14 protein-coding genes are annotated in these 20983 nt (G+C 48.4%); 2 read left to right on the top strand and 12 right to left on the bottom strand.

The window, feature by feature from the left end:
* Positions 1–111 precede the first annotated feature (111 nt).
* The 7 genes from OCU43_RS11045 to OCU43_RS11015 all read right to left on the bottom strand — a co-directional run bounded on the left by OCU43_RS11045 (position 112) and on the right by OCU43_RS11015 (position 13946).
* On the bottom strand, positions 112–3360 hold the full coding sequence (locus OCU43_RS11045; protein WP_091359200.1) for a type I restriction endonuclease subunit R: 3249 nt from the start codon (positions 3358–3360) through the stop codon (positions 112–114).
* Between the two features lie 52 nt (positions 3361–3412).
* Positions 3413–4054, bottom strand: coding sequence for a hypothetical protein (locus OCU43_RS11040; RefSeq protein ID WP_091358968.1), 642 nt, complete (start codon positions 4052–4054; stop codon positions 3413–3415).
* 4 nt (positions 4055–4058) lie between these two features.
* Positions 4059–5033 (bottom strand): DUF5655 domain-containing protein, encoded by a 975-nt coding sequence (locus OCU43_RS11035; RefSeq protein WP_091358971.1) that lies wholly within the window; start codon positions 5031–5033, stop codon positions 4059–4061.
* The gene (locus OCU43_RS11030; protein ID WP_091358973.1) at positions 5030–6427 is read right to left on the bottom strand and encodes a restriction endonuclease subunit S; all 1398 of its coding nucleotides are present in this window, start codon (positions 6425–6427) and stop codon (positions 5030–5032) included. Before OCU43_RS11030 ends, OCU43_RS11035 begins: the two co-directional genes overlap by 4 nt.
* Positions 6424–8835: a type I restriction-modification system subunit M gene (locus tag OCU43_RS11025; protein ID WP_091358976.1), complete on the bottom strand. Its 2412-nt coding sequence runs from the start codon at positions 8833–8835 to the stop codon at positions 6424–6426. The genes OCU43_RS11030 and OCU43_RS11025 overlap by 4 nt, the downstream gene beginning before the upstream one ends.
* Positions 8836–9155: 320 nt before the next feature.
* A complete protein-coding gene (locus OCU43_RS11020; RefSeq protein ID WP_091358979.1) occupies positions 9156–11441 on the bottom strand; it encodes a bifunctional diguanylate cyclase/phosphodiesterase in 2286 nt (761 codons plus the stop codon).
* Between the two features lie 189 nt (positions 11442–11630).
* The gene (locus OCU43_RS11015; RefSeq protein WP_091358982.1) at positions 11631–13946 is read right to left on the bottom strand and encodes a diguanylate cyclase; all 2316 of its coding nucleotides are present in this window, start codon (positions 13944–13946) and stop codon (positions 11631–11633) included.
* Between the two features lie 474 nt (positions 13947–14420).
* Between OCU43_RS11015 and OCU43_RS11010 the strand changes: the two genes are divergently transcribed.
* Entirely contained in the window at positions 14421–15227 is an 807-nt protein-coding gene (locus tag OCU43_RS11010) for an ion transporter (protein ID WP_175483537.1), read from the top strand.
* A 36-nt stretch (positions 15228–15263) separates the two neighbouring features.
* Here OCU43_RS11010 and OCU43_RS11005 read toward each other — a convergent pair whose 3' ends face one another.
* Entirely contained in the window at positions 15264–15845 is a 582-nt protein-coding gene (locus OCU43_RS11005) for an ATPase (RefSeq protein WP_245756581.1), read from the bottom strand.
* Complete coding sequence (locus tag OCU43_RS11000; protein WP_091358985.1) at positions 15835–16260, bottom strand: TA system antitoxin ParD family protein; 426 nt, start codon at positions 16258–16260, stop codon at positions 15835–15837. The genes OCU43_RS11005 and OCU43_RS11000 overlap by 11 nt, the downstream gene beginning before the upstream one ends.
* Before the next feature lie 159 nt (positions 16261–16419).
* Between OCU43_RS11000 and OCU43_RS10995 the strand changes: the two genes are divergently transcribed.
* Entirely contained in the window at positions 16420–16902 is a 483-nt protein-coding gene (locus tag OCU43_RS10995) for a DUF1294 domain-containing protein (RefSeq protein WP_091358988.1), read from the top strand.
* A 16-nt stretch (positions 16903–16918) separates the two neighbouring features.
* Here OCU43_RS10995 and OCU43_RS10990 read toward each other — a convergent pair whose 3' ends face one another.
* From OCU43_RS10990 to OCU43_RS10980, 3 genes are all read right to left on the bottom strand, one after another.
* Entirely contained in the window at positions 16919–17557 is a 639-nt protein-coding gene (locus OCU43_RS10990; RefSeq protein ID WP_091358991.1) for a c-type cytochrome, read from the bottom strand.
* Between the two features lie 11 nt (positions 17558–17568).
* Positions 17569–18879 (bottom strand): sulfite oxidase, encoded by a 1311-nt coding sequence (locus tag OCU43_RS10985; RefSeq protein WP_217647439.1) that lies wholly within the window; start codon positions 18877–18879, stop codon positions 17569–17571.
* Between the two features lie 165 nt (positions 18880–19044).
* Complete coding sequence (locus tag OCU43_RS10980) at positions 19045–20688, bottom strand: fatty acid--CoA ligase (RefSeq protein WP_091358996.1); 1644 nt, start codon at positions 20686–20688, stop codon at positions 19045–19047.
* Between the last annotated feature and the right edge of the window lie 295 nt (positions 20689–20983).

The following is a 20983-nucleotide window of genomic DNA, read 5'->3' as shown; positions in this document are numbered from 1 at the left end:
GTGATGGCTTATTGGCTGATCTAGCAGGCACGTCAAAGCCCGCTTTCTTTAGTTTTTCAGCCAGTTTTTAGTGATGTGAATTGTCAGATTACTTATACAATATTTTGATAATTAAGACTTAATATTCGTAAGCATATCGAACACTACCCGGGCAAACCCTTGTGCCACCTGCGGGTTGCTGAGTATCTGCATCATCTGATTCTGATGAGCATCTGAGCTGTCCATCACCGCTTCATCCAGCGCCATAGGAAAGTCCCCGAGGAAAGCCTGTTCTGAAGAGTTGTTTCTGATCTGGTGCATCACCTTCTCGTTCTCCCCTACTTTGTCAGCCACTGTCCGGGCGTAGTTGAGCATGTCATCATCTGTCAGGTTATCGGTGATGAACAGCTCATTGAGGCGTCTCAGAATAACCGACAGAAACTCCTCTTTTTTATCTTTGGCTTTCGCAGAGCCGATATCGGTATTGGGGTCGAGGGTGTAATCTGCCGCATCCTCTTTGAGTTTCAGATCTTGCTGGCGAATTTTAGACAGACGATAATGGCTCAGAGTCACGTTGCTCAGATCGACATCATCATCCTGATCGATTTTTTCACGCAGCATGGGCCGAAGGTGGCGGGCAAACAGGCTGAGTTTTTCCAGCTCTTTATCATCGTAATCAACTATCTGCGACATAAACTCATAAAAGCGTACAAAGCTTCCCAGGTCTTTTTTGAAAATTTCCAGGGCATCTTTTTCCTGCTTACACTCTCTGAAACTGTTTTCCGCATTGGCGATCAGCGTGGCATCACCTGTATTTTTAGTACGTTCAAAAATATCTTTGGCCTGCTTATAGGCATCAATAGCCGAAGCATAACGTTTCTGCCAGCGTTCAACTGCGGGCTTGCAGATATTAACGATCGCAGCATTGCTCTTATTTTTTATAAAGAAAGCGGTACAGAACTGTTCGACTTCACTCCAGTTGAAGATCCCCTGCGCTTTAAGCTTCTCACAGAGGTCATAGACCAGATTCGGGTCTGAAACATCCGTGAGTTCAGCGGTCTGATAATAGGGCTGAAAGGCGTCCAGAATCTCCTGAGGGTCATTAAAGAAGTCCAGCACAAAGGTGCCTGATTCTGCTTTACCCGGGTAGGTACGGTTCAGGCGGGACAGGGTTTGAACGCATTCCACGCCCCCCAGTTTCTTGTCCACGTACATGGCGCAGAGTTTGGGTTGGTCAAAACCTGTCTGAAATTTATTCGCAACCAGCATCACCTGGTAGTCATCGGAATCGAAGGCCTTGCGCATATCGCGCCCTTTGAGCGCTGGGTTCATACTGGTTTCGGTATATTTCTCACCGATTAACCCCGCTGAGTTCGGATCATCACTGTTAAACTCAACCTCACCCGAGAAAGCGACCATTGCGGTGATGTTTTGATATTTGTTCTCGGCAACGTATTTATCGAACGCCAGCTTATAACGTACCGCTTCTTTGCGGGAGCTGGTGACGACCATCGCTTTTGCCTGACCACCCAACAGACCCATCACATTAGCTTTAAAGTGCTCGATGATTACCTGTACTTTCTGGGCGATATTGTAATCGTGCAGTCGCACCCACTGATTCAGTTTTACCTTAGCTCGCTTGCTATCAACCTCTTTGTCCTGTTCCCGTGCTTTTTCAGCCAGTTGATACGCGACCTTGTAACTGGTGTAGTTTTTCAGTACATCGAGGATAAACCCTTCCTCAATCGCTTGGCGCATACTGTAAACATGATACGCCTCGGGCTTATTGGTTGATGACGCGGGCAGATCGGGATCGGGTAAACGGCCAAACAGTTCCAGGGTTTTCGATTTAGGCGTGGCGGTAAAAGCAAAATAACTCAGGTTATTAGAGCTTTTACGGGCGGCGATGGTGGCATCTAACAGATCTTCAGAGGTTAGTTCCTCCTGTTCCTCTTTGTCATCGAGCATCAACACCTCTTTCAACTGACGGGCAGTTGAACCCGACTGCGATGAGTGCGCTTCATCGGCAATCACTGCATAGTTGCGCGCTTTCAGGCTGACACTGTTCTCAATCGCTTTCAGCACATGGGGGAAGGTCTGAATGGTCACGATAATAATCGGCTGCGCATCTTCCAGCGCGCTGGCCAGTTTCTCTGACTTAGATCCCTGCCCCTCTTTATTATTGATCCGCCCGACTACACCATCGGCGTGCTCAAACTGATAGATAGTGTCCTGAAGCTGATCGTCCAGTACGGTGCGGTCGGTTACCACGATAACGGAATGAAAACGTTTATTACCCTCCGTATCGTAAAGTGACGCCAGTTGATGGGCTGTCCAGGCGATGGAGTTTGATTTACCCGAGCCGGCACTGTGCTGCACCAGGTATTTATGGCCAGGGCCGTTATCACGGGCATCCCCCACCAGTTTATTCACCACATCCCACTGATGGTAACGGGGGAAGATCATCGTCTCTTTCTTTGTCTTCTTGCCCTGCCAGTCCTCTCTGTCTTCGATCTGAAGGTGAACAAATTTGGCCAGAATTTTCAGCAGATTATCGGGCGCAAGCACCTCGTTCCACAGATAGGCCGTAGCATACTCATTCGGATCAGCGGGAACATCGTTACCCGCAGCCCCCTCGGCAGTGCCTTTGTTAAACGGCAGAAAGAAGGTGTCTTCCCCCTCCAGCTTTGTTGCCATATAGACTTCGTACTGACTCACAGCGAAATGCACCAAAGCACCGCGCTTAAAGGTCAGCAGTGGCTCTGGTTTATTGGTAACCGGATCTTTCGGCAGACGGGTGAGTTTGTACTGTTTTATGGCGTTTTCAACGGCCTGCTTGAATTCTGACTTTAGTTCCAGTGTGGCAACAGGCAAACCATTAAGAAACAGAACTAAATCGATGCGCCATTTTTTTGCCTGCTTACCTGTTTCAGTCAGATACTCATCCGTGGCATAGGGGCTATAGGTCAGCTCAGGCACTACCCGCAGACGGTTCTTCTGATAGCGTGCCAGCGTATCGGGGTTGAGATCATGATCAGGTTTAAACTGACAGAGGCGAAAGCGCGTACCGCGGTCTTTCAGTTCAGTACGCAGCACGCCCAGGGTGCCAAAGGTGCGCAACTCTTTGCTCGCCGCATTCGGGTCCGCTTTGGACAGCTGAGAAGCGACCCGCTCAAGAAACTGTTGTTCAGGGTTTTGTGGGTAGAGTTTGCAGTATTTCTGCCATTGAAGGGGTTGTGTCTCTTGTACAAACCCCAGCAGATCCTCTTCATACAGCGCAAGTTTTCGATTGTAGCCAGCGGGCTGACCGAGCAACCAGCCGTTAGCAATCAGCTGTTCGATGATATCGTTTTGAAAGTGAACTTCCTTAGCACTGCTCATCTGGTTCTGCATCCCTACTATTATTTTGATACGACTTTAGGTACTTAGCCTTTCAGTGATCCCAGTGACGTTTTATTAATGCATCATAAAAAACATATGTATCCATTGCCAGAGCACGGGTTACATACTCTTTGGGGTGTTTGCTGGCGTGAATTAAATTTCTTGCCTCTTTCACCTTATGGCAGAGGGTTTCATCTTCTTCTGAGAGAATTTCAAGCTGTCTCGCTTTAATAATCATTTTGTTAAATGAATCAGCAGAAGCTGGTGTGCAGTTATCTAACAAGCCCTCTATAACAGCGCCTGCCATCATCATAAAAGACAACCATGCCCCAGACTCAAATGACATGTCTGCTTCCTCAGCATATTGACCCAAGCGCACACGACACGATGACTCGTTTATATGAGGGAACAGTAAAGAATAATCGCGAATACCTGCGTAATGAATTACAAAGCGATCTTTACCTGAACGAAAGAGCTTGTTTTGAACCCCTTGGATACGAATACTATCGCCCTCAAGACTAAAAACTGCGCGATAGTTTCCTGATTCATAGGGAGAATAGTCTCCATCAAGGGAATAATCGATAATTGAATAAGCAGGGAGTGTAGGGATTCTGAAAACAGTTTCCTGAGGGCCAAAAACTTCCAGCTCTTTTTCAAAAGTTGGATTCACCAGCTGAAATACTGTTGTTTTCATCTGCTCAATTGGCCTGATAACTTTGTGAAATCAGCTCAAAGGCGGTTTCGAGTTCAGCGGCGCTGCGTAGGTTCAGTTCAATATTACCCGTTCCCCAATGCCCAATGTTGGATACATCGCGGATAAACTCAGGTTCATGGGGTTTGCCTGTGGGATTGAGTTTTAATAGCTCATCTGTGGGGGTGAGCTTGAGGAATAGCTGAATTCTGGGGTCTTTGTTTTGCGGCGATACCAGGACGCTGACGAAGTTCTTAATCCGTTTAAAGGCGGTGTAGAGTTTTAGCTCTTTCCGCTGCACCTCGTCACCCAGACCGTTGGCGTATTCGCAAACCTGATTATAGAGGCTGATCAGTTCCGGGGATGATTCAGCCAGCCGCTCTTCCTGGGATTTATCCCCTGACCTGCCCCGGCTGTCTGTATTTGATGTTGCCCTGCTGCTTTGAGACGCAACCTTCTTCGGGGTGCTGGCATCGGCGGTTTGCGCATTCACCAGTTCCAGCAACAGCAGGTCATTACCAAAGTAACGGTAGCGCATCAGTTCGATATTCCGATTGATCTGCTGTACCGCATGTTCATCATAGCGGTTGAAATCCGCCGCGATGCAGATCAGTCGTGTACCGCTCCACTCGATTGATTCGGTCACCTCTTTATCCAACTGTTTCATCACCAGCAACTGGAACTCCGCCTGATGATCCAGCAACCAGTCGAGGTAGAACAACCCCTGATTGATCACATTCTCATTGCTATGGCGTTTGTATTCGATAATCACAGGGCAGTTGTTTTCATCCAACCCCAGCGAATCGATCCGCCCTTTGTGGGTCTTGCCGGTACTGTATTCGCTGGCAAGAAAACGCACGCCGAGAAAGGTTTCCAGCTGACTTTCGATCAGTTGTTGCAGCTCTTTTTCCAGCAGCGCACTGCGCCCCGCCAGTTCATAAACGCTGTCGGCGTTAATCGAGAAGAGTTTGATATCGCTCATGCGGTGGCTTCCATGCTGGGTTGAGATTGTTCAGGCGTCCAGTTACGCACGTCGATTTTACCTGTGACGGCGGCTGAGATTAGAGCTGTGCGGCGCTCGTTTAACAGTATGATGCTTGCTTCAGATTTTAAAAGAATGTCGTCAAATTTATTGGTTTTTATCTTTAACTCTTCAAAGAGCGCATTGGCTTCTGAAATTGGTGGAATCAAAACAGGTAATTCTTTAATAGTAGATTGACCAATGTTTTGCATAGAATGACTTGCACCGGTTGCCCCCAGTTCTATTTGCTGTCGGACGATTGGAAGTGCCAAGTAATATGAAATAAATTGTGAATTTACATTCTGATCAAATCGAAGCCTGTATAGTTTGTCACATAGAATTAGATTATTGTGTGATTCCTCTACAACGGCAGCGCTTCCAACTAACTCTTTCGTATTTGCTCTTGAAATAAGCAAATCACCCTTTCGAATTAAGTACTGCAGCTGAGGCGTAAGCTCCGCAGGCAAGGCTTTATTCTCCATCGAGTTAAATGTGCCATTATTTACACAACCAACCTTCAATACACCATATTCATTACCATCAGCTGGGCGTGAGTCACACTGAGGACTCCAGCCTTGTTCAAATAACCTTGTGTGGTGCTTTATACGAGAAACATCCCAATGCTCAGGCACATCTCCCAACCACTCAACACCTGAATCTTTCATCGGGACGTTGGGGTTTAAGCCTTTGGTGACGGCATGGCTGATCACCGCCTGACGCTTCTCCTTCAGCAGTTTAATCAGTTGCTGCTGCTTATCGATCAGGGTGTCGATCTTAGCGGTTTCGTGGTCGAGGAAGTTGGCGATTTGTTGCTGTTCTTTTTTAGGCGGTACCAATATATTAAACTTACGTAGATCTGCTTGGAATAAATGAGGCACTCCCATTCCTCCCCGCATTCTATTAATAATATTTTGAGTATATTCAGAGACAAAGAAATAATACAAAAAGTTACTTTGAAGCCCCCCGGCACTTCGTAATACGGCAATTGAACTATTTACCGTGGCAGGCTCTGGGAGATGTTTTACTATATTAGTCGTTCCAGTGGTCGATCCATCTTTAGTTACAAGAATATCCCCAAGTTCTAACATAATTTCTGGAGATTCATAGTAACGATTTTTTGTAATTCTGTTTACATGGTTGAAATCAATCTCACTATTTTTAATATTTGGAGTTGCAAGAAATATATAGCCCTCGTCAACATATTCTTCAGCCTTGAGCCCCTTCCAGCCAAGTCTAGCTTTAACCGAACATTCAAAACCCAAATAGCTTATAGCCCAATCTGCTGGGATTTCTTTTATCCATTCAATGTTTGGATTGCGATAATCAGGATAAATTTGATATTTCAAATCCATCATGAGTGAACCTCCCTTAGCAGGTTCATAATCTCCGCACTCACCTTATCCAGATCCGCATCAATCTCTTCCAGGCTACGTGGCGGCTGGTACACATAAAAATGTCGATTAAACGGAATCTCATAACCGACAATGCCGATCTCACCGTCTTTATCATCACGCTTATTCGCATCGATCCAGGCATCAGACACATGGGGTGCTACTTTACGGTCGAAGTAGCTTTCGATCAGGCTTTGAGTGGGCTGAGAAGGATCGAGCGGTACGTTTTCATTGTCTCGCAAATCACCATCAGGCTGGTATTCCACCACGGCGGGTTTGCCATTGATGGTTGTATCAAAAGCTCCGTATTTGGGTTGCGATCTTTCTTTCAGCACTTTTTTGATAACAGGCTGTGCCTCTGGGTTTTTCCAGCTTATGGCGTCCAGTAGTTGCTTCTTCTCTTTGGCATCCAGCTTCACGCCTGTCTGTTTCATGGCGAGTTTCAGCTCGTCTTCAAACCGGTTGAAGTCATCACAAGGGTTATCGATAACGGCGTTAGTACCCATTGATGAACCGAGCCCGCCCTGCAACTCATAGCCTTTATGCAGCAGGCTTTGCTGGCTGAGCCAGAGTTTGCTGTCGAGCAGCTCTTTAATCTGTTTCTCTTTCAGTTCGGGGTAACTGGCTTTCAGCTCTGCCCTTATCTCTGTAGCATAGTCAGACAGTTGTCCGTAACTTGCATCATCCCAATCCCGACCATACGCCAGCCAGATCCAGCGCATCGGCGCGTTAAAAGGCTTTGGCGCAAAACGCAGCTCTTCCAACCGTTCATCGCTGATCTGTACCGACAGACGCAGTGGGCGCTCGATGGTAATACGACGATAACCGAAGTCGGTTGAAGCAAATATTTTACTGGAGAAGGTTTTCGCTGATTCAAGCTTAGGACTAAGCCCTGAAGAAGAGCCTGCCTGGCGGCCACGGCTGCTCTTCTGATCAGCAGGTTTATCCAATAGCTGATGATCAACGGTTTCGAATTCGCCAAAACAGCGGGTGATGATACGAATATCATCCGCACTCATCTCATTGCGTTTTGAGCCTAACGATTTACGCATCTTGCCGCAGAGATTAACTGCGTTAATCAGCTGCACTTTACCCTTGCGCTCGGCTGATTTTTTATTCGACAGCACCCAGACATAGGTGGCGATGCCGGTGTTGTAAAACATATCATTCGGCAACGCGATAATCGCTTCCAGCAGATCGGCTTCAAGCACGTAGCGGCGGATCTCACTCTCCCCGCTGCCTGCCCCGCCGGTAAACAGAGGTGAGCCATTAAGGATAATACCGATACGGCCGCCGCCCTCAACCTTTCCCTCAAGACTGCCTGAAGCGTTAACAGAGGTGTCGCGCAGTTTGCTGATCAGGTGCATCAGAAACAGCAGTGAACCATCAGACACCCGGGGCAGACCAGGCCCGAAACGACCGGCAAAGCCTTTCAGGGTATGCTCGTCCTTAATCTCACCCTCGACCTTTTTCCAATCCACCCCAAACGGCGGATTTGAGAGCATATAGTCAAACTTATCGGCGTAGAGCTGATCATTGGACAGGGTGTTGCCCAGCTTAATGCGGCTGACATCCTGACCTTTGATCAGCATATCCGCTTTACAGATAGCGTAAGACTCAGGGTTCAGTTCTTGTCCAAACGCCCGCATAACCGCATTGGCATTCAGTTCATGCACATACTCCATACCACTGGAGAGAAAACCCCCCGTACCCGCCGTAGGGTCATAGATAGTGCGGATAATGCCCTCTTTGGTCAGTGCTTCGTCGTCTTCCATAAACACCAATGAGGTAGTCAGACGGACAATATCCCGTGGGGTAAAGTGCTCCCCTGCTGTCTCATTAGAACTCTCGGCAAAACGGCGGATCAGCTCTTCAAATACCAGGCCCATCTCGTGATTGGAAATGGCATGAGGACTCAGATCGGTATTAGCAAACTTCTGCACCACTTTATACAGCAGGTTGGCATCACTCAGCAGGCCAACAAACTCATCAAACTTAAAGTATTCAAAGATCTCACGGGCATCTTTAGAAAAACACTGAACATAGTTGTCCAGGTTATCTTTAATCCCTGTTTCACCCAGCTTATCGAGAGACATGGGGGAGGAGTTAAAGAAGTTGAATCCATCAACACCAGTCTGTTTTTTTACTAAATGAATGACCTGTTTCTCAAAATTATCTTCAGGCAGGTTCATCATCTTTACTTTATCGCAGGCATCCAACACCGCCTGTTTATCTGCCTCCAGCACACATTCAAGACGCCGCAGCAGCGTAAAAGGCAGAATCACCCGCCCATACTGACTCTGTTTGAAATCACCACGCAGAAGATCGGCCACTGACCAGATAAATGCAGCCGTTTGAGAGAAATTAGTCATGAAATCGCTTTGCCTTATTACAACGTATTAGCAGAGCCAGCGGGGAAAGAGATGAAGCGTCCGCTGCCTCTTTTTTGAATGGAAATCAGTGTACTACAGCGACAGTGCTCAGGGTACTGCTGACCTCCAAAACTCTGCCCTTGTTCTGTCTCAAGCTGGAGTTTTCCAGCGTAGATACTATGTCTCGCAAATGTATTAGAGACCTGCGAGTCAGGTTTTGCATCAGAGTAAAAAGGAACCAATCCATGATCTCGTTATTCTCAGTTCTCGACGCAGCCTATGTTGCTTTAAACGGGGGACGCTATCACCTGCTGTGCTGGTCAGGAAACAATATCATGTTCCTCAATATACTGAACTAACGCCTCTTTTCTCATCGGTTTGGCAAAGTGATAGCCCTGTATCCGGTCGCAGCCAAACGCTTTGAGAATATTCACCTGTTCCTGAGTCTCTACCCCCTCAGCGACGATGTCCATTTCCAGATTTTTGCCGATCATGATGATATTTTGCACCATCTTCTGGGAGGATTCATCGACGAACATAACGTCGATAAAGCTCTTGTCGATCTTCAGTTCGTCGATGGGCAGGCGGCGGAGGACGCTCAGTGATGAATAGCCGGTGCCAAAATCATCCATGGAGATCTCGAGGCCATGGTCCTTAAACTCCTGCAGTAAAGGCACGATGTGATCAATATCCTCGATGAACAGGCTTTCGGTAATCTCCAGGGTAATCGAGGCGTTATCGAGGTTATTCGTTTGTATACTCTGAATAAATCGTTCGGCAAAGCCCACCTCCATCAGCTGACGCACTGAGATGTTTATTGAGGTATGAAAAGACCGGTTCAGTGTGCTCTGAACCTCTTTCACATCTTTGAGGGTTTGCTGCGTGATAAAGTTGCCGATGGCGGGCATCTGACCAGAGGTCTCGGCGACAGATATAAAACGATCAGGCGGGACAAACCCTAAGGTAGCGCTTTGCCAGCGCAGCAGCGCTTCAACGCCATAGAAATCCCCTTCCGGGGTGACCTGGGGCTGATAAACCATAAAGAGTTCATCATCGGAGATCGCACTACGCAGAGCTTGCTCGATTTTGACGTTTTGCAGATAGCCCTCTTCCATCTTGTCTTCAAACAGGTGGATACTGTTTTTAATTTTTTTCGATTCATACATCGCTATATCAGCAGATCGCAGCAGGATATCAAAACTTTCACCATGGATTGGATATTGTGCAATACCGATACTGGCCCCGATATGCAACTTCAAATTGTTGACCCTGTAGGGTTTACAGATGGTTTCAATTACTTTTCGGGAGAGCGCCATCACCTCATCTGTGTCGACTGACGGGGTTAACACCACAAATTCATCTCCCCCATGACGGATGATGATTGAGTCTTTCGGCTGGACTGACTGAAGTCTTCTGGCAAGGTCCAGCAGTAGCTGGTCACCACACTGATGGCCAAAGCTGTCATTGATACTTTTGAAGCGATCTAAATCTATATACAGAAGACTGAATGGCTGAGTAACGTCATGAATCCAGTTATAGATATTGGTCTGTAGATAGCTCCGGTTTGGCATCCCCGTGAGTTGATCATGGGTTGCCTGATAGAGTAAATCTTCGTTTCTTTTCTTATCTGCGTTGAAGATAACCCGGACCAGGGCATAAAGCATGACCTCAACAGCCACAAATATAGAGAGATAGATTTTTACCAAATTGGCAAAAGCGGTGGAGACAATATCCATTTTAGTGGTGGAGAGAAACCACAGTTTGTATGTGTCGTCATACTTCAGTGAAGCCAGATATTCAACGCTCTCATCGCCGGTGTAAGGGAATGATACTATATGCCCGGTGCGCTTCAGTTCATCTTTTGAATGCGCATAATGCTGGCTTAAGCTCTTCTCAATGCTCTGAAGTCTTTCAGCAGAAAAAGATGATCGGTACACTTCGTAATTATCAGCAGTGCCGTTACTTGCATACTGTATGTATTGGTCATTGTCTCTGATAATGAGGGTGTTGTATCGGTCGTTTTTATCAGCATTCCTCACGATAAACCCAAATGAATCCTGCAGTCTGAGCGCGGCAGTAATAACGAGCTTTACATTGCCTTCACTATCTCTTATCGCTTTTCTGATGGGGACAATCCAGTCATTGAACGGCTTGAAAAAATAGGTTCTGCCAAACATCATGTTCTGGCTTTGCATCACCGCCAGAAATGATTCACGGCTTTCCTCTTGCTCTATCAGATTGGGGAACCTGGACACATCAAGACCGTGAGTGGCAAATAACATTTTTCCCTGTGGGTTAACGATAGCAATTGATGTGATGGCTGGGCTTTCGAGAAGTGCTGCGTCGAGCATTCTCATCGAGCTGATGTTGTTTTTATAACGGGTGTCTTCAATAAACCGTTGCCCTAAAATATCCAGCATTACCTCATGGGTCTGGTACAGCGAGTGTGTTGAACTGGCTATCAGTTTAAGCGTATTCTCCTGCGATCTTTCGTACCGGTTATATATGTTATTCCAGCCAATGTATGAAACAGCAATCAGGCAGATCAAAAAGAAAATCGTAAGAATATAGAAGATCGACCAGATGTTCTTTTTGAACAACCACATATGAAATCACCATGGGTAAGATGGTTACAAGTCCTAGGCAGTATGTGTCGTATTTCTGGATTCCGCGAACCCTTAATGCCTAATATGGTGATTGTTTCACCCGGAAACTGCTGTGATCAACAATGATTGACGTTGAACAATACCCGATTGGTATTCAACCAGAGACAGTCTCTTTCTACGCAATGCAGATCAGGCGTAGACTACCCGATTTCGTCCTTCCTGTTTGGCGCGATACATCGCTTTGTCGGCATCGGAAATCATATGGTTGATGGTATGGCTGTCACCACTATCAAAATGTATGGTCGTAACTCCAAACGAGGCGGTTACCGAGATCGCTTCACCGCTGCCCAGCGCGATGTTTGTGCTGGCTATTGCCTGCCGGAGTCTTTCAGCGCTTTGCAGGGCCTCATCATGGCTGGTCTGCACCATCAGCACAACGAACTCCTCGCCGCCTAACCGGGCAAGAATATCCGCAGCGCGAACAGTCGTCAGGCTGACATCCGCTATTCTTTGTAGCACCAGATCGCCAATGGCGTGTCCGTAGGTATCGTTGACCTGCTTAAAATGGTCAAGATCAAACATGATGAGAGACAGTGCATTGTTATAACGGCTGGCAACCAGCATCTCCCGGTTTGCCAGTTCAAAGAAATGACGCCGGTTGATAAGCTGGGTCAGGAAATCGGATCGGGCTTGCTTCTCCAGCTTATGCTCCATCTCCCGGTGCAATGTTATATCCCGCCCGATGGCCAGTGCTCCCCCTCCTCCTTCATTCTCTTCGCTAACGATATTAAACATCAGATATCGCTGGCTTGATCCTGTGTGGATGCAGATCTCAACCTGCTGAGGGGTGCCGGTTTTGATCACTTTTTTGATGACTGAACGGTAATGTTCAAGATAGCTGTCATTTTCTGATATATCGCTTGCGAACAGCGCAGCGAAGTTTGGGTTGGTGTAGATCAGATCGCCAACTCCATCATAGCGTGCGATCGCATCCGGAGCGTTCTCTGCCAGACTGCGGTAGGCTTGTTCGCTGCGTACCAGTTCTTCCCGATTTTTGAGGGTTTCTATTGCGATAGATGCCAGATTAGCTGCAAAGGATATCATTTGAATATCGTGATCGTCCGGCTTATTAGGCGTATTGTGATAGATTGCAAAACTACCCAGGACGCGACCCGTGGAAGAGATAATGGGTTCGGACCAGCACGCTCTCAAGTCGGCCCGGGCTGCCAGTTCACGATAGGGAGCCCAGTATGGATGGGTGTCAATATCCTCAACGATAACCCGTTTACCGAGAAAGGCCGCTGTACCGCAGGAGCCAACCCCCTCGCCTATCTCAACGCCATGAATCGCTTCGTTATAAAAATCAGGGAGGCTGGGTGCCGCACAATTTAACAGATGCCTGCCTTCGGCATCCAATAACAGAATGCTGCAGCGAATTGAGGGATCGTCTGACTCAATATCGGTTATCAACTGATGCATGATACTGCGTAGTTGTTCCCCCTGCGCAACCCGCTCCATCATTCTGTTGCGGGTCAGGTTGCGTTGTTCGATTCGCCACTTCTCTGTGATATCGATGCAGTTGTAGAGTATTTTCTGATTAACGGCCGATACCTGACTTGAGATTCTTTTGCTGGTGCCATCCTTACAGCGGACAGTACTTTCCGTAGTAAGGGGGGGCATAAAGGCGCCGTTACTTTTTTTCTGACTGTAGAGCCATCTCTTAAATATTTTCTCTATCGGATGACGGACTTCAGGGTCTGGATACGCTGCCTTATACCAGCTATCTACATCTGGAAGATCTTCCAGGGTGTAGCCCAGTATCCGGGTAAATGTGTGATTAATATATTCGATATTGCATGCTTCGTCGCACCAACTGATACCTGTGGGTGAATTATCAAGCAGGTCTTTTATCTCAATACGTTGCTTTTTACTGTGGCTGAGGGCTTCCTGAAGGTGGTGCTCTCTGATAGCGCTCAGTGCGCTTTGGGCCAGCACAGTGGTCACCTGGACCATATGATTCAGCTGCTTTTCCAGTTGCGCTTTAGGGATGACCGGAGCCTGTTTAATGGCCTCTATATAGGCTGCTTTGTCGTAATTAAAGCGTTCTGCCTGTTGCTCATAATAGCTAAGATCGGGCGGCTGATGCAGTAGTTGTCCCATGAACAGGGTGGCAACATGCTTACCGTCGATATTGATGGGGGTGGCGTAGTCATAGAGGCCATTTTTACAAAGAGAGTTACAAACTTTTTGAGTCTGGGCCTGTTCGAGGAGGGTGCAATTGCTTTCGACGCAACGGCGGTTTGTCTCTTCGTGACCGCGATGAAAACGTGTACAGGCATCGATCCAGCCGGCTTGGGTGATCAGTTCACCCCCAGGCCCGACCAGGCCATTCGGTATTCCGGTCGCCTGATAATAACCTTCCAGCAGCTCTGCAAAGCAGGTTATATCAAGTAGCTTCTCGATACGGTAATCATCATCGGAGCCGTTAACCGGAATTTTGTTCATCTGTTACATCTCAAAAAGCCTTCCTGGCAATCACTTTTCTGGGTGGTAGTGCTACTTATACGTTCGTCGTCTGGCTTCCATAAAACCAATCCACTTTATTGGTGTATGACGCAGCGGTCAACGAATTGAGGCTATTCTTTTATTCTTTTGTCGTTAAAAATCCGGTTTATTGTCTGTTTCTCCTGCGTTAAGGCTAGTCTAAAGACGGTGCTAAAATCCATCATTTTAGCGCTTTTGTGAAAGGCTCTTGAGGTGTGTCAGAACTATTTACCGTTTCAGGACGATGGCGTTGTGGATGCTGGCACGCTCTGTTTCTCGTTTTGTTCCGTTTACTGGCTTCGCTTGGCATGTACTCAGGCGGTTTCATTTCTTCATTAAATGTCGCTTTCAAAAATAGCTTCGGTTATCTTTCATCCCGCAAACCCATTTATAAGCACTTATTATAAGCTCTTAGTGATTCTGGAACTTTTTAGCATGATTGATTTTGCCCGGCTTCAGTCTAAATTTACTACCCTGAGAAGCAACAAAGCGTTTGAGCTATTTGTTGTGATTGTGATTATCAGTTCAGCTTTGTTAGTGGGTGCCAAAACCTATGAACTCTCCCCTTTAGCAATCACGCTGGTTGTCTGGCTTGACCGTCTGATTACGGTTTTCTTTCTGATTGAGATCAGTATTCGCTTCCTGGGGGAAGAGAATAAAAAGGACTTTTTCAAAAATCCCTGGAATATTTTTGACACACTGATTGTCACCATCAGCCTGATTCCGATTGATAACACTGATATGGCACTGGTGGCTCGTCTGGTTCGGGTTTTCCGGGTGTTGCGGATGGTTTCTGTTATCCCTGAACTGCGCCTGCTGCTCAACTCCCTGATTAAAGCGATGCCTCAGCTTGGTTATGTTATCCTGTTGATGTTTATCATCTTTTATATCTACGCTGCCATCGGTAGTACGCTGTTTGAAGATATCAATCCTGAGCTCTGGGGCGACATCACTATCTCGTTGCTGACCCTGTTCCGGGTGATGACATTTGAGGACTGGACCGATGTCATGTATGAAACGATGACGGTCTATAAGCTCAGTTGGATCTACTACCTGACCTTTATCTTTTTCACGGCGTTTGCGTTTCTGAATATGGTAATCGGCATCGTGGTGAATGTTCTGGATGAGGAGCACGCTAAGGTCAGAAAACAGGCGGCGATCGACGCCCATGAGCCCACCATTGCTGATCTGCAACAGCAACTCGAAGAGATTAAGTTGCTGCTGAAACAGCAGACAAAGTAGCGGTTTTTTACTGAATCGCTGATGCCTCCTGGCTGATTAGACGAGGTCGGTCAGCAGTTCCGCCGCCCAGTCGGGCAGCGGATCAATGTGTGAGGTCAGCACCTGCTGGCGGATAGTGGCAATCTGGCGGAAAGGGTCGGTAGAGCTGGAGTTATCCAGAATCCTCACCTGATCACACAACGGCAGAGCCGCACGAACATTGATTAACGTTCTGGGGATGCGGCCTTCCACTTTTTCTTCAGGCACAAAGTGCCCGCCCTCTTCTACTCGCTGACTGATGCGTGCATGGTTAAGCGCGCTGGACTGAACATGAATCAGTACCAGAATAATCTGATAGCCGAGCGCTTTGGCTTTTGCGATGAAATCAATCTTTGACGGGTGAGAGAAAACGGTTTCAAAACAGAAGTTGGCACCGTCCAGTAGTAACTGTTGACGCATATTTGCGGCCAGTTGTGCTGCGGTATAGCTGTTGCCTTCGGGGTCATCCGGAAACAGTTGCTTTGCCAGGATGTCGGCATTGACGAAAGGCATCCCCAACGGTTGCAGAAACTTTCGGTAAAAGGTGCTTTTACCGGCACCATTCCCCCCTGTCAGCATCCACAGCTGTTTAGGCTGCACCGGTATCGAGTCCTTTTTCTACCTGAAACTGGCCGTTACGGAACTGCCCCAGAGAAACGTGTCCATCGCTGTCTATCTGCTCCAACAACCCCGGATGGCTGGCGGATGCCTGATAACGTAACGATGCAGCGGTAATGTCATCGCTCAGGCGGCCGCTTGTGCGATCATTTTCAAGAGCCTCGAACAATACATCAGGGTCAACTGCCGGGCCAACAACGGGCTCGATACGCACCCGGGCAAGGCCTGCACACACCTGCATCAGCGTATCGGGGCTGATGACATTGGCAACGCTTCGGCCTATATCCGCCCAATATTCAATCTGCTCTGCGGTTGAACGATGTAACTGCTTGCCTGCCAGGGTGGCCTTTTCAACTAACTGCGCTTCTAAACGCAGCGGAGAGTGTGCTTTTGCCATGATGACTTTCTCCCTATGGGTTAACTTAAAAAATTGTAGCAGATCGCTACGCGAATACCAGTCATTCCCCGTTTCCTCGTCGCCGCTTTAGGATTAATATTGCGGCCAGACGACGGGGCTGACATCAAATCAGCAGTGATCACGCGGCAAGGAGTGTTCATGGACACTATTCTATCTGACATATCTATGCTGGTTATCCCGCTTCAGATAGTCTTATTCTGGCTCAGCCTCTGGCTGATTCTTCGTTTTTTCTCCTCTACGGTGATTGCCACCTGGCTAACCAATGGCTTGTTTATGTCATCTGTCGCCGCCCTGCTTATAGTTAACCTGGGAGCGCAACTGAATGTTGATGACGCGCTGAGTTTACGGGGGCTATTGACCGGCCAGATGATCGGTATGAATTTTGTCGTTATGCCATTTTATTACTGGCTGGATAAACGCAGATCATTCCTTGTGCACACTTCGCGTGCTCCGGAAGTTGTGCTGCACAGCCTGTCCTTTTTGGGTGGTGCAGGCGGTGCGCTGGTATCGCAGAAGTATTTCCATCACAAGACGGTGAAGCCCGGTTTTCGGGCAAAAACATGGGTGGCTTTTACCGTTAACCTGGTGTTGTTCTATGCAATCCTCTTTTATATCCCCTGAGGCAGGCTTGCAACGACTACCCTCCGTAATATTTTGCCAGATAATCGAGAATACGTTCATGCTGATCGGCTGGTAGTTCATCCATGCCCTGCTCTTCTACCATCCACACCAGAGTGTCCGTCCAGCGGGAGCGACTCATGCCCTGCTGTTTCACCAGCATAATGGAGTGGCAGCGAGAACAGACCGTGTAAACATCTTCCCGTCCAACCCCCTCTTTTAGCCCGCCATAGTCGAAACTGCTGGAGGCCCCTACCACTGGCCCATCATCAGTCAGTGTCTTCAAATAAGCGACCACCGCAGAGCGATCGGTTTCTGAACTGATACCCGAAAAGGCCATGTGGTTATTGGGGATGAAGGTAGCAGGAGACGCCAGATAATGTTTCAGGTTGTCCTCTGTCCAGCTCCCTTCAAACTGTTTAAACGCTTCAGAGTATTCAAAACCTGCAGCTGCCCCCACCTTTCGGCCAACAACATTCCAGAGGTTAGGGCCAATATTGTGTGGTTCTCCCTTTGCTAAGGTATGACAGCCCTTGCAGACCAGGACCAGCTGTTGGCCTCTGGCTGCAAGGTTTGCCTGATCGGCAAAAGCTGACTGAGAGCCAACCGACCCGGCAAGCACGCTGAATAGCAGTGCGGTGGTGAGTTGTCTGATCATATCGAACCCTGTCAACTGACTCTGACTGCCACCCGGTGCATACTGTTGTTGAGATAGCCTTTGGGGTTCCAGGCGATCCCGAATGGCTGACTGACACCCTTGTCATCGGTGGCTTTGGCCCATACTTCATAATAGCCGGACTCAGGGAACGTCACCTGGGCTTTGAAGCGTTGCCAGGCGCCAAAGTTAGGCTGTTCACCCAGCTCGGCTGTGATCCAGGTGGCACCGAAATCGATGGAGATCTCCACCTGGGTGATTTTACGCTCGCCGGACCAGGCGTTGCCGCGCACTTCCAGGGCTTTTTCGTTGAGCATGGTTCCGGTGGCCGGATGTGTGATCAGGGACTTGACCGGCATCCGCTCGATGATAACAAAGTCTTCTTTAGGGACCTTTTCCCCTGCTGCAACCGGGTGTTTGGGTACGCGATAGGCGGTACCGGTCATTTTGGCACCGTCATGTACCTGATCACGGATATTGATGCGCTGTAGCCATTTCTGTGAACAGGAGCCGGGCCAGCCGGGAACGATCAGTCGCAATGGTGCGCCGTTCATTGGATGGATCGGTTTACCATTCATGGCAAACGCGATCAGGTTATTGGGGTCCATCGCTTTCTCGATAGGCACACCGCGGGAGATCGCTTCTTTGCCCTCTTTGCCGGACAGGTGTTTATCGGCGCTGTGGTGAGCGGTATACACCGCGCCGGGTTTAACTCCGGCAGCCTTGAGTACATCGGCTAAGCGGACACCGGTCCATTCAGCGCAGGCAACCGCACCATAGGTCCACTGATTACCACTGGCAGGTGGGTCAAAGGCCGCACGGCCATTACCACCGCACTCGACGACAACCGGTCGGGTAACCACCTCAAACTTATCCTGCAGATCTTTAATGGACAACGTGAGCGGCTTTTCAACCAGCCCATCGATCGTCAGCTGCCAGCTGTCCGCATCAACCTCAACGGGAGGGACGCCATTATTACGAATGAAGTGACGGCTGGTGGGTGTGACCGCATCGTCCAGCAGGTGTGCGGGTGTTTCCGCATTGACCGGACGGTCATTAAGAATGGTTAGTCCCTCTTTCCCTTCGATAGAGAACGGGGTGGTATCATCGGCCATCGCTGCGGGAATAAGACCCTGAGGCATGTTGCGGTGGTAGGGAATAAATGACACGCCCAACAGCGCTGCCATACTGGTGAGACCTGCCCCGCGTAGAAAGCCACGCCGGTCCTGATTAGCGACACGTCCGAAAACCTTCAGGTCTGCGGTGGCAGGGTCTTCTTCATATAACGCGTGTAAGCCTACCGATTTTTTATTCTTGGTGTTCATCGTCATTAGCTCCGGTTTTTTTATTGTCAGGAGAGCGTTTTTTTTCGAATATTAATAACAGCTAATATAGCTTAGTTAAAAAATCGACAATTACCTAACTCAGCTGAAATATAAACCGGAGCACGGATGAAGGCTGAAAGCTGGCCCCAGATGAGGGGCGCTAACTTAGCCGCTGTACTGCTGACGAATCACCTTTTTATTGAGCTTACCAACACTGGTTTTTGGTATATCTGACACCACACTGATCTTTTCTGGGATAGCCCATTTGTTAATTCTGCCACTGTCAACAAACTGCTGAAGATGTGCCTGGATTGCGTCAGCGTCAACGGTATTGCCCGCGACAGGAACAATCATAGCAAAGGCCCGTTCACCCCATTTTTCATCAGGAACACCCACCACTGCGACTTCTGAAATCAGAGGGTGCTGGCTGATCAGGCTCTCCAGTTCAATCGAAGAGATCCACTCTCCCCCGGTTTTGATGACATCCTTAATGCGGTCTTTAATTTCCAGTACATTGGCTTCATCCATCGATGCCACATCACCGGTATGCAACCAGCCGTTTTGCCAGAGCTCAGCGCCCTTTTCTGGCTCTTTATAGTACCCCTGAGTCAGCCAGGGAGCCCGTACCACAACCTCCCCTACCGCTTCGCCATCATGGGGGACTTCGTTGCCAGCAGGGTCTACAATCCGCAGATCAACCATGGCATTAGGCACACCTGTTTTGATGCGCAACGGCATCTGATCGATCATATCAAGCTCACGGGCTTCCGGCTGCATGTAGGTTGTGGTTAACAGTGGGCAGGTTTCGGACATACCATAGGCGGTATGGAAGAGAATCCCTTTTTCGGCCATCTGCTGTGCCAGGGCCAGTGTCGGGGCGCTGCCCCCGGTGACCATTTTCCAGCCAGTCATATCCGTGGTTTTAGCCTCTTCACAGTTGAGAATCATCTGTAGTACCGTCGGCACGCCATGGGAGAAGGTCACCTTCTCATCACGATAAAGCTTCACCAGCTTATTGGGTTCATAACGGCCCGGATAAACCTGCTTAACCCCCAACAGCGTGGCGATATAAGGCACGCCCCAGGCATGTACATGAAACATCGGCGTCATCGGCATATAGACATCATCCGAACGCAGCATTGGCTGCCCATCATAAAGTCCCAGGGTTGCCGCACCATTCAGGGTATGCAACACCAACTGGCGATGGGAGAAGTACACCCCTTTGGGGTTACCGGTGGTACCGGTGGTGTAAAACAGGGTTGCCACCGAGTTTTCATCGAAATCTGGAAACTCATACTGGTCGCTGGCGCCTTTTAGCAGCGTTTCATATTCGCCAAATATGTTCAGAGAGGTCGCTACTGGCTGGTCTTCGTCAGTTAGCTGGATGAAGCCAGTCACATGGGGTAACTCTGTCGACAGCTGCTCAGCAATAGCGACAAAATCATCATGAACCAGCACCAGCTTGTCCTCTGCATGGTCCATCGTGTATTGGATCTGATCAGGGCTTAGACGCACATTAACATGGTGTAAAATGGCGCCAATCATCGGTACAGCAAAGTAGGCCTCCAGGTAACGATGGCTATCCCAGTCCATCAGTGCCACGGTGTCACCCGGCTCTACGCCAGCATCAGTTAAGACATGCGCCAGCTTGCAGATACGTTGATAGAGAGTGCGGTAGTCATAGCGGAACAGATCGCTATAGACAATCTCCTGGTCGGGCTGATATCGCTTACCCGATAGCAGCAGATTTTTAATCAGCAGCGGGTAATGGTAGGCATTCTCAGCAGGTTCTATTATTTTTGTTTTCATCGCTTTCCCTCGGTGAATGGTTATTTCCCTCTGACGCATCGCGTCATCGTAGTCGTTACGATTTTATGGACCTCGCCCACAAGGTTAAATCTGATAATTCGACCCTATCACGTCTTTTAAGTGCCTGATAGATGGATAATTATCTTCTTTGTGCAGAGCCGTTATGAAGATAAGCCGTTATGAAAATAGAGTATAGTCATGAATTCATCGCTTTCGGGCAATTTGCAGGTTGCCCTGTAATCATAGGCCTCATAAATCTGTCATCTATACGTCATCGCTCTGTCACCGACACTAT

This window comes from Amphritea atlantica (assembly GCF_024347255.1).
Lineage (GTDB): Bacteria > Pseudomonadota > Gammaproteobacteria > Pseudomonadales > Balneatricaceae > Amphritea > Amphritea atlantica.
This window is presented reverse-complemented; position numbering and strand designations above follow the sequence as displayed.

Excerpts from the sequence above, each read along its gene's own strand:
- OCU43_RS11030 (WP_091358973.1), bottom strand. The coding sequence starts at position 6,427 with ATGATGGATTTGAAATATCAAATTTATCCTGATTATCGCAATCCAAAC.
- OCU43_RS11000 (WP_091358985.1), bottom strand. The coding sequence starts at position 16,260 with ATGGCAAAAGCACACTCTCCGCTGCGTTTAGAAGCGCAGTTAGTTGAA.
- OCU43_RS11045 (WP_091359200.1), bottom strand. The coding sequence starts at position 3,360 with ATGAGCAGTGCTAAGGAAGTTCACTTTCAAAACGATATCATCGAACAG.
- OCU43_RS10985 (WP_217647439.1), bottom strand. The coding sequence starts at position 18,879 with ATGAACACCAAGAATAAAAAATCGGTAGGCTTACACGCGTTATATGAA.
- OCU43_RS10980 (WP_091358996.1), bottom strand. The coding sequence starts at position 20,688 with ATGAAAACAAAAATAATAGAACCTGCTGAGAATGCCTACCATTACCCG.
- OCU43_RS10990 (WP_091358991.1), bottom strand. The coding sequence starts at position 17,557 with ATGATCAGACAACTCACCACCGCACTGCTATTCAGCGTGCTTGCCGGG.
- OCU43_RS11020 (WP_091358979.1), bottom strand. The coding sequence starts at position 11,441 with ATGTGGTTGTTCAAAAAGAACATCTGGTCGATCTTCTATATTCTTACG.
- OCU43_RS11010 (WP_175483537.1), top strand. The coding sequence starts at position 14,421 with ATGATTGATTTTGCCCGGCTTCAGTCTAAATTTACTACCCTGAGAAGC.
- OCU43_RS11040 (WP_091358968.1), bottom strand. The coding sequence starts at position 4,054 with ATGAAAACAACAGTATTTCAGCTGGTGAATCCAACTTTTGAAAAAGAG.
- OCU43_RS11015 (WP_091358982.1), bottom strand. The coding sequence starts at position 13,946 with ATGAACAAAATTCCGGTTAACGGCTCCGATGATGATTACCGTATCGAG.
- OCU43_RS10995 (WP_091358988.1), top strand. The coding sequence starts at position 16,420 with ATGGACACTATTCTATCTGACATATCTATGCTGGTTATCCCGCTTCAG.
- OCU43_RS11025 (WP_091358976.1), bottom strand. The coding sequence starts at position 8,835 with ATGACTAATTTCTCTCAAACGGCTGCATTTATCTGGTCAGTGGCCGAT.
- OCU43_RS11035 (WP_091358971.1), bottom strand. The coding sequence starts at position 5,033 with ATGAGCGATATCAAACTCTTCTCGATTAACGCCGACAGCGTTTATGAA.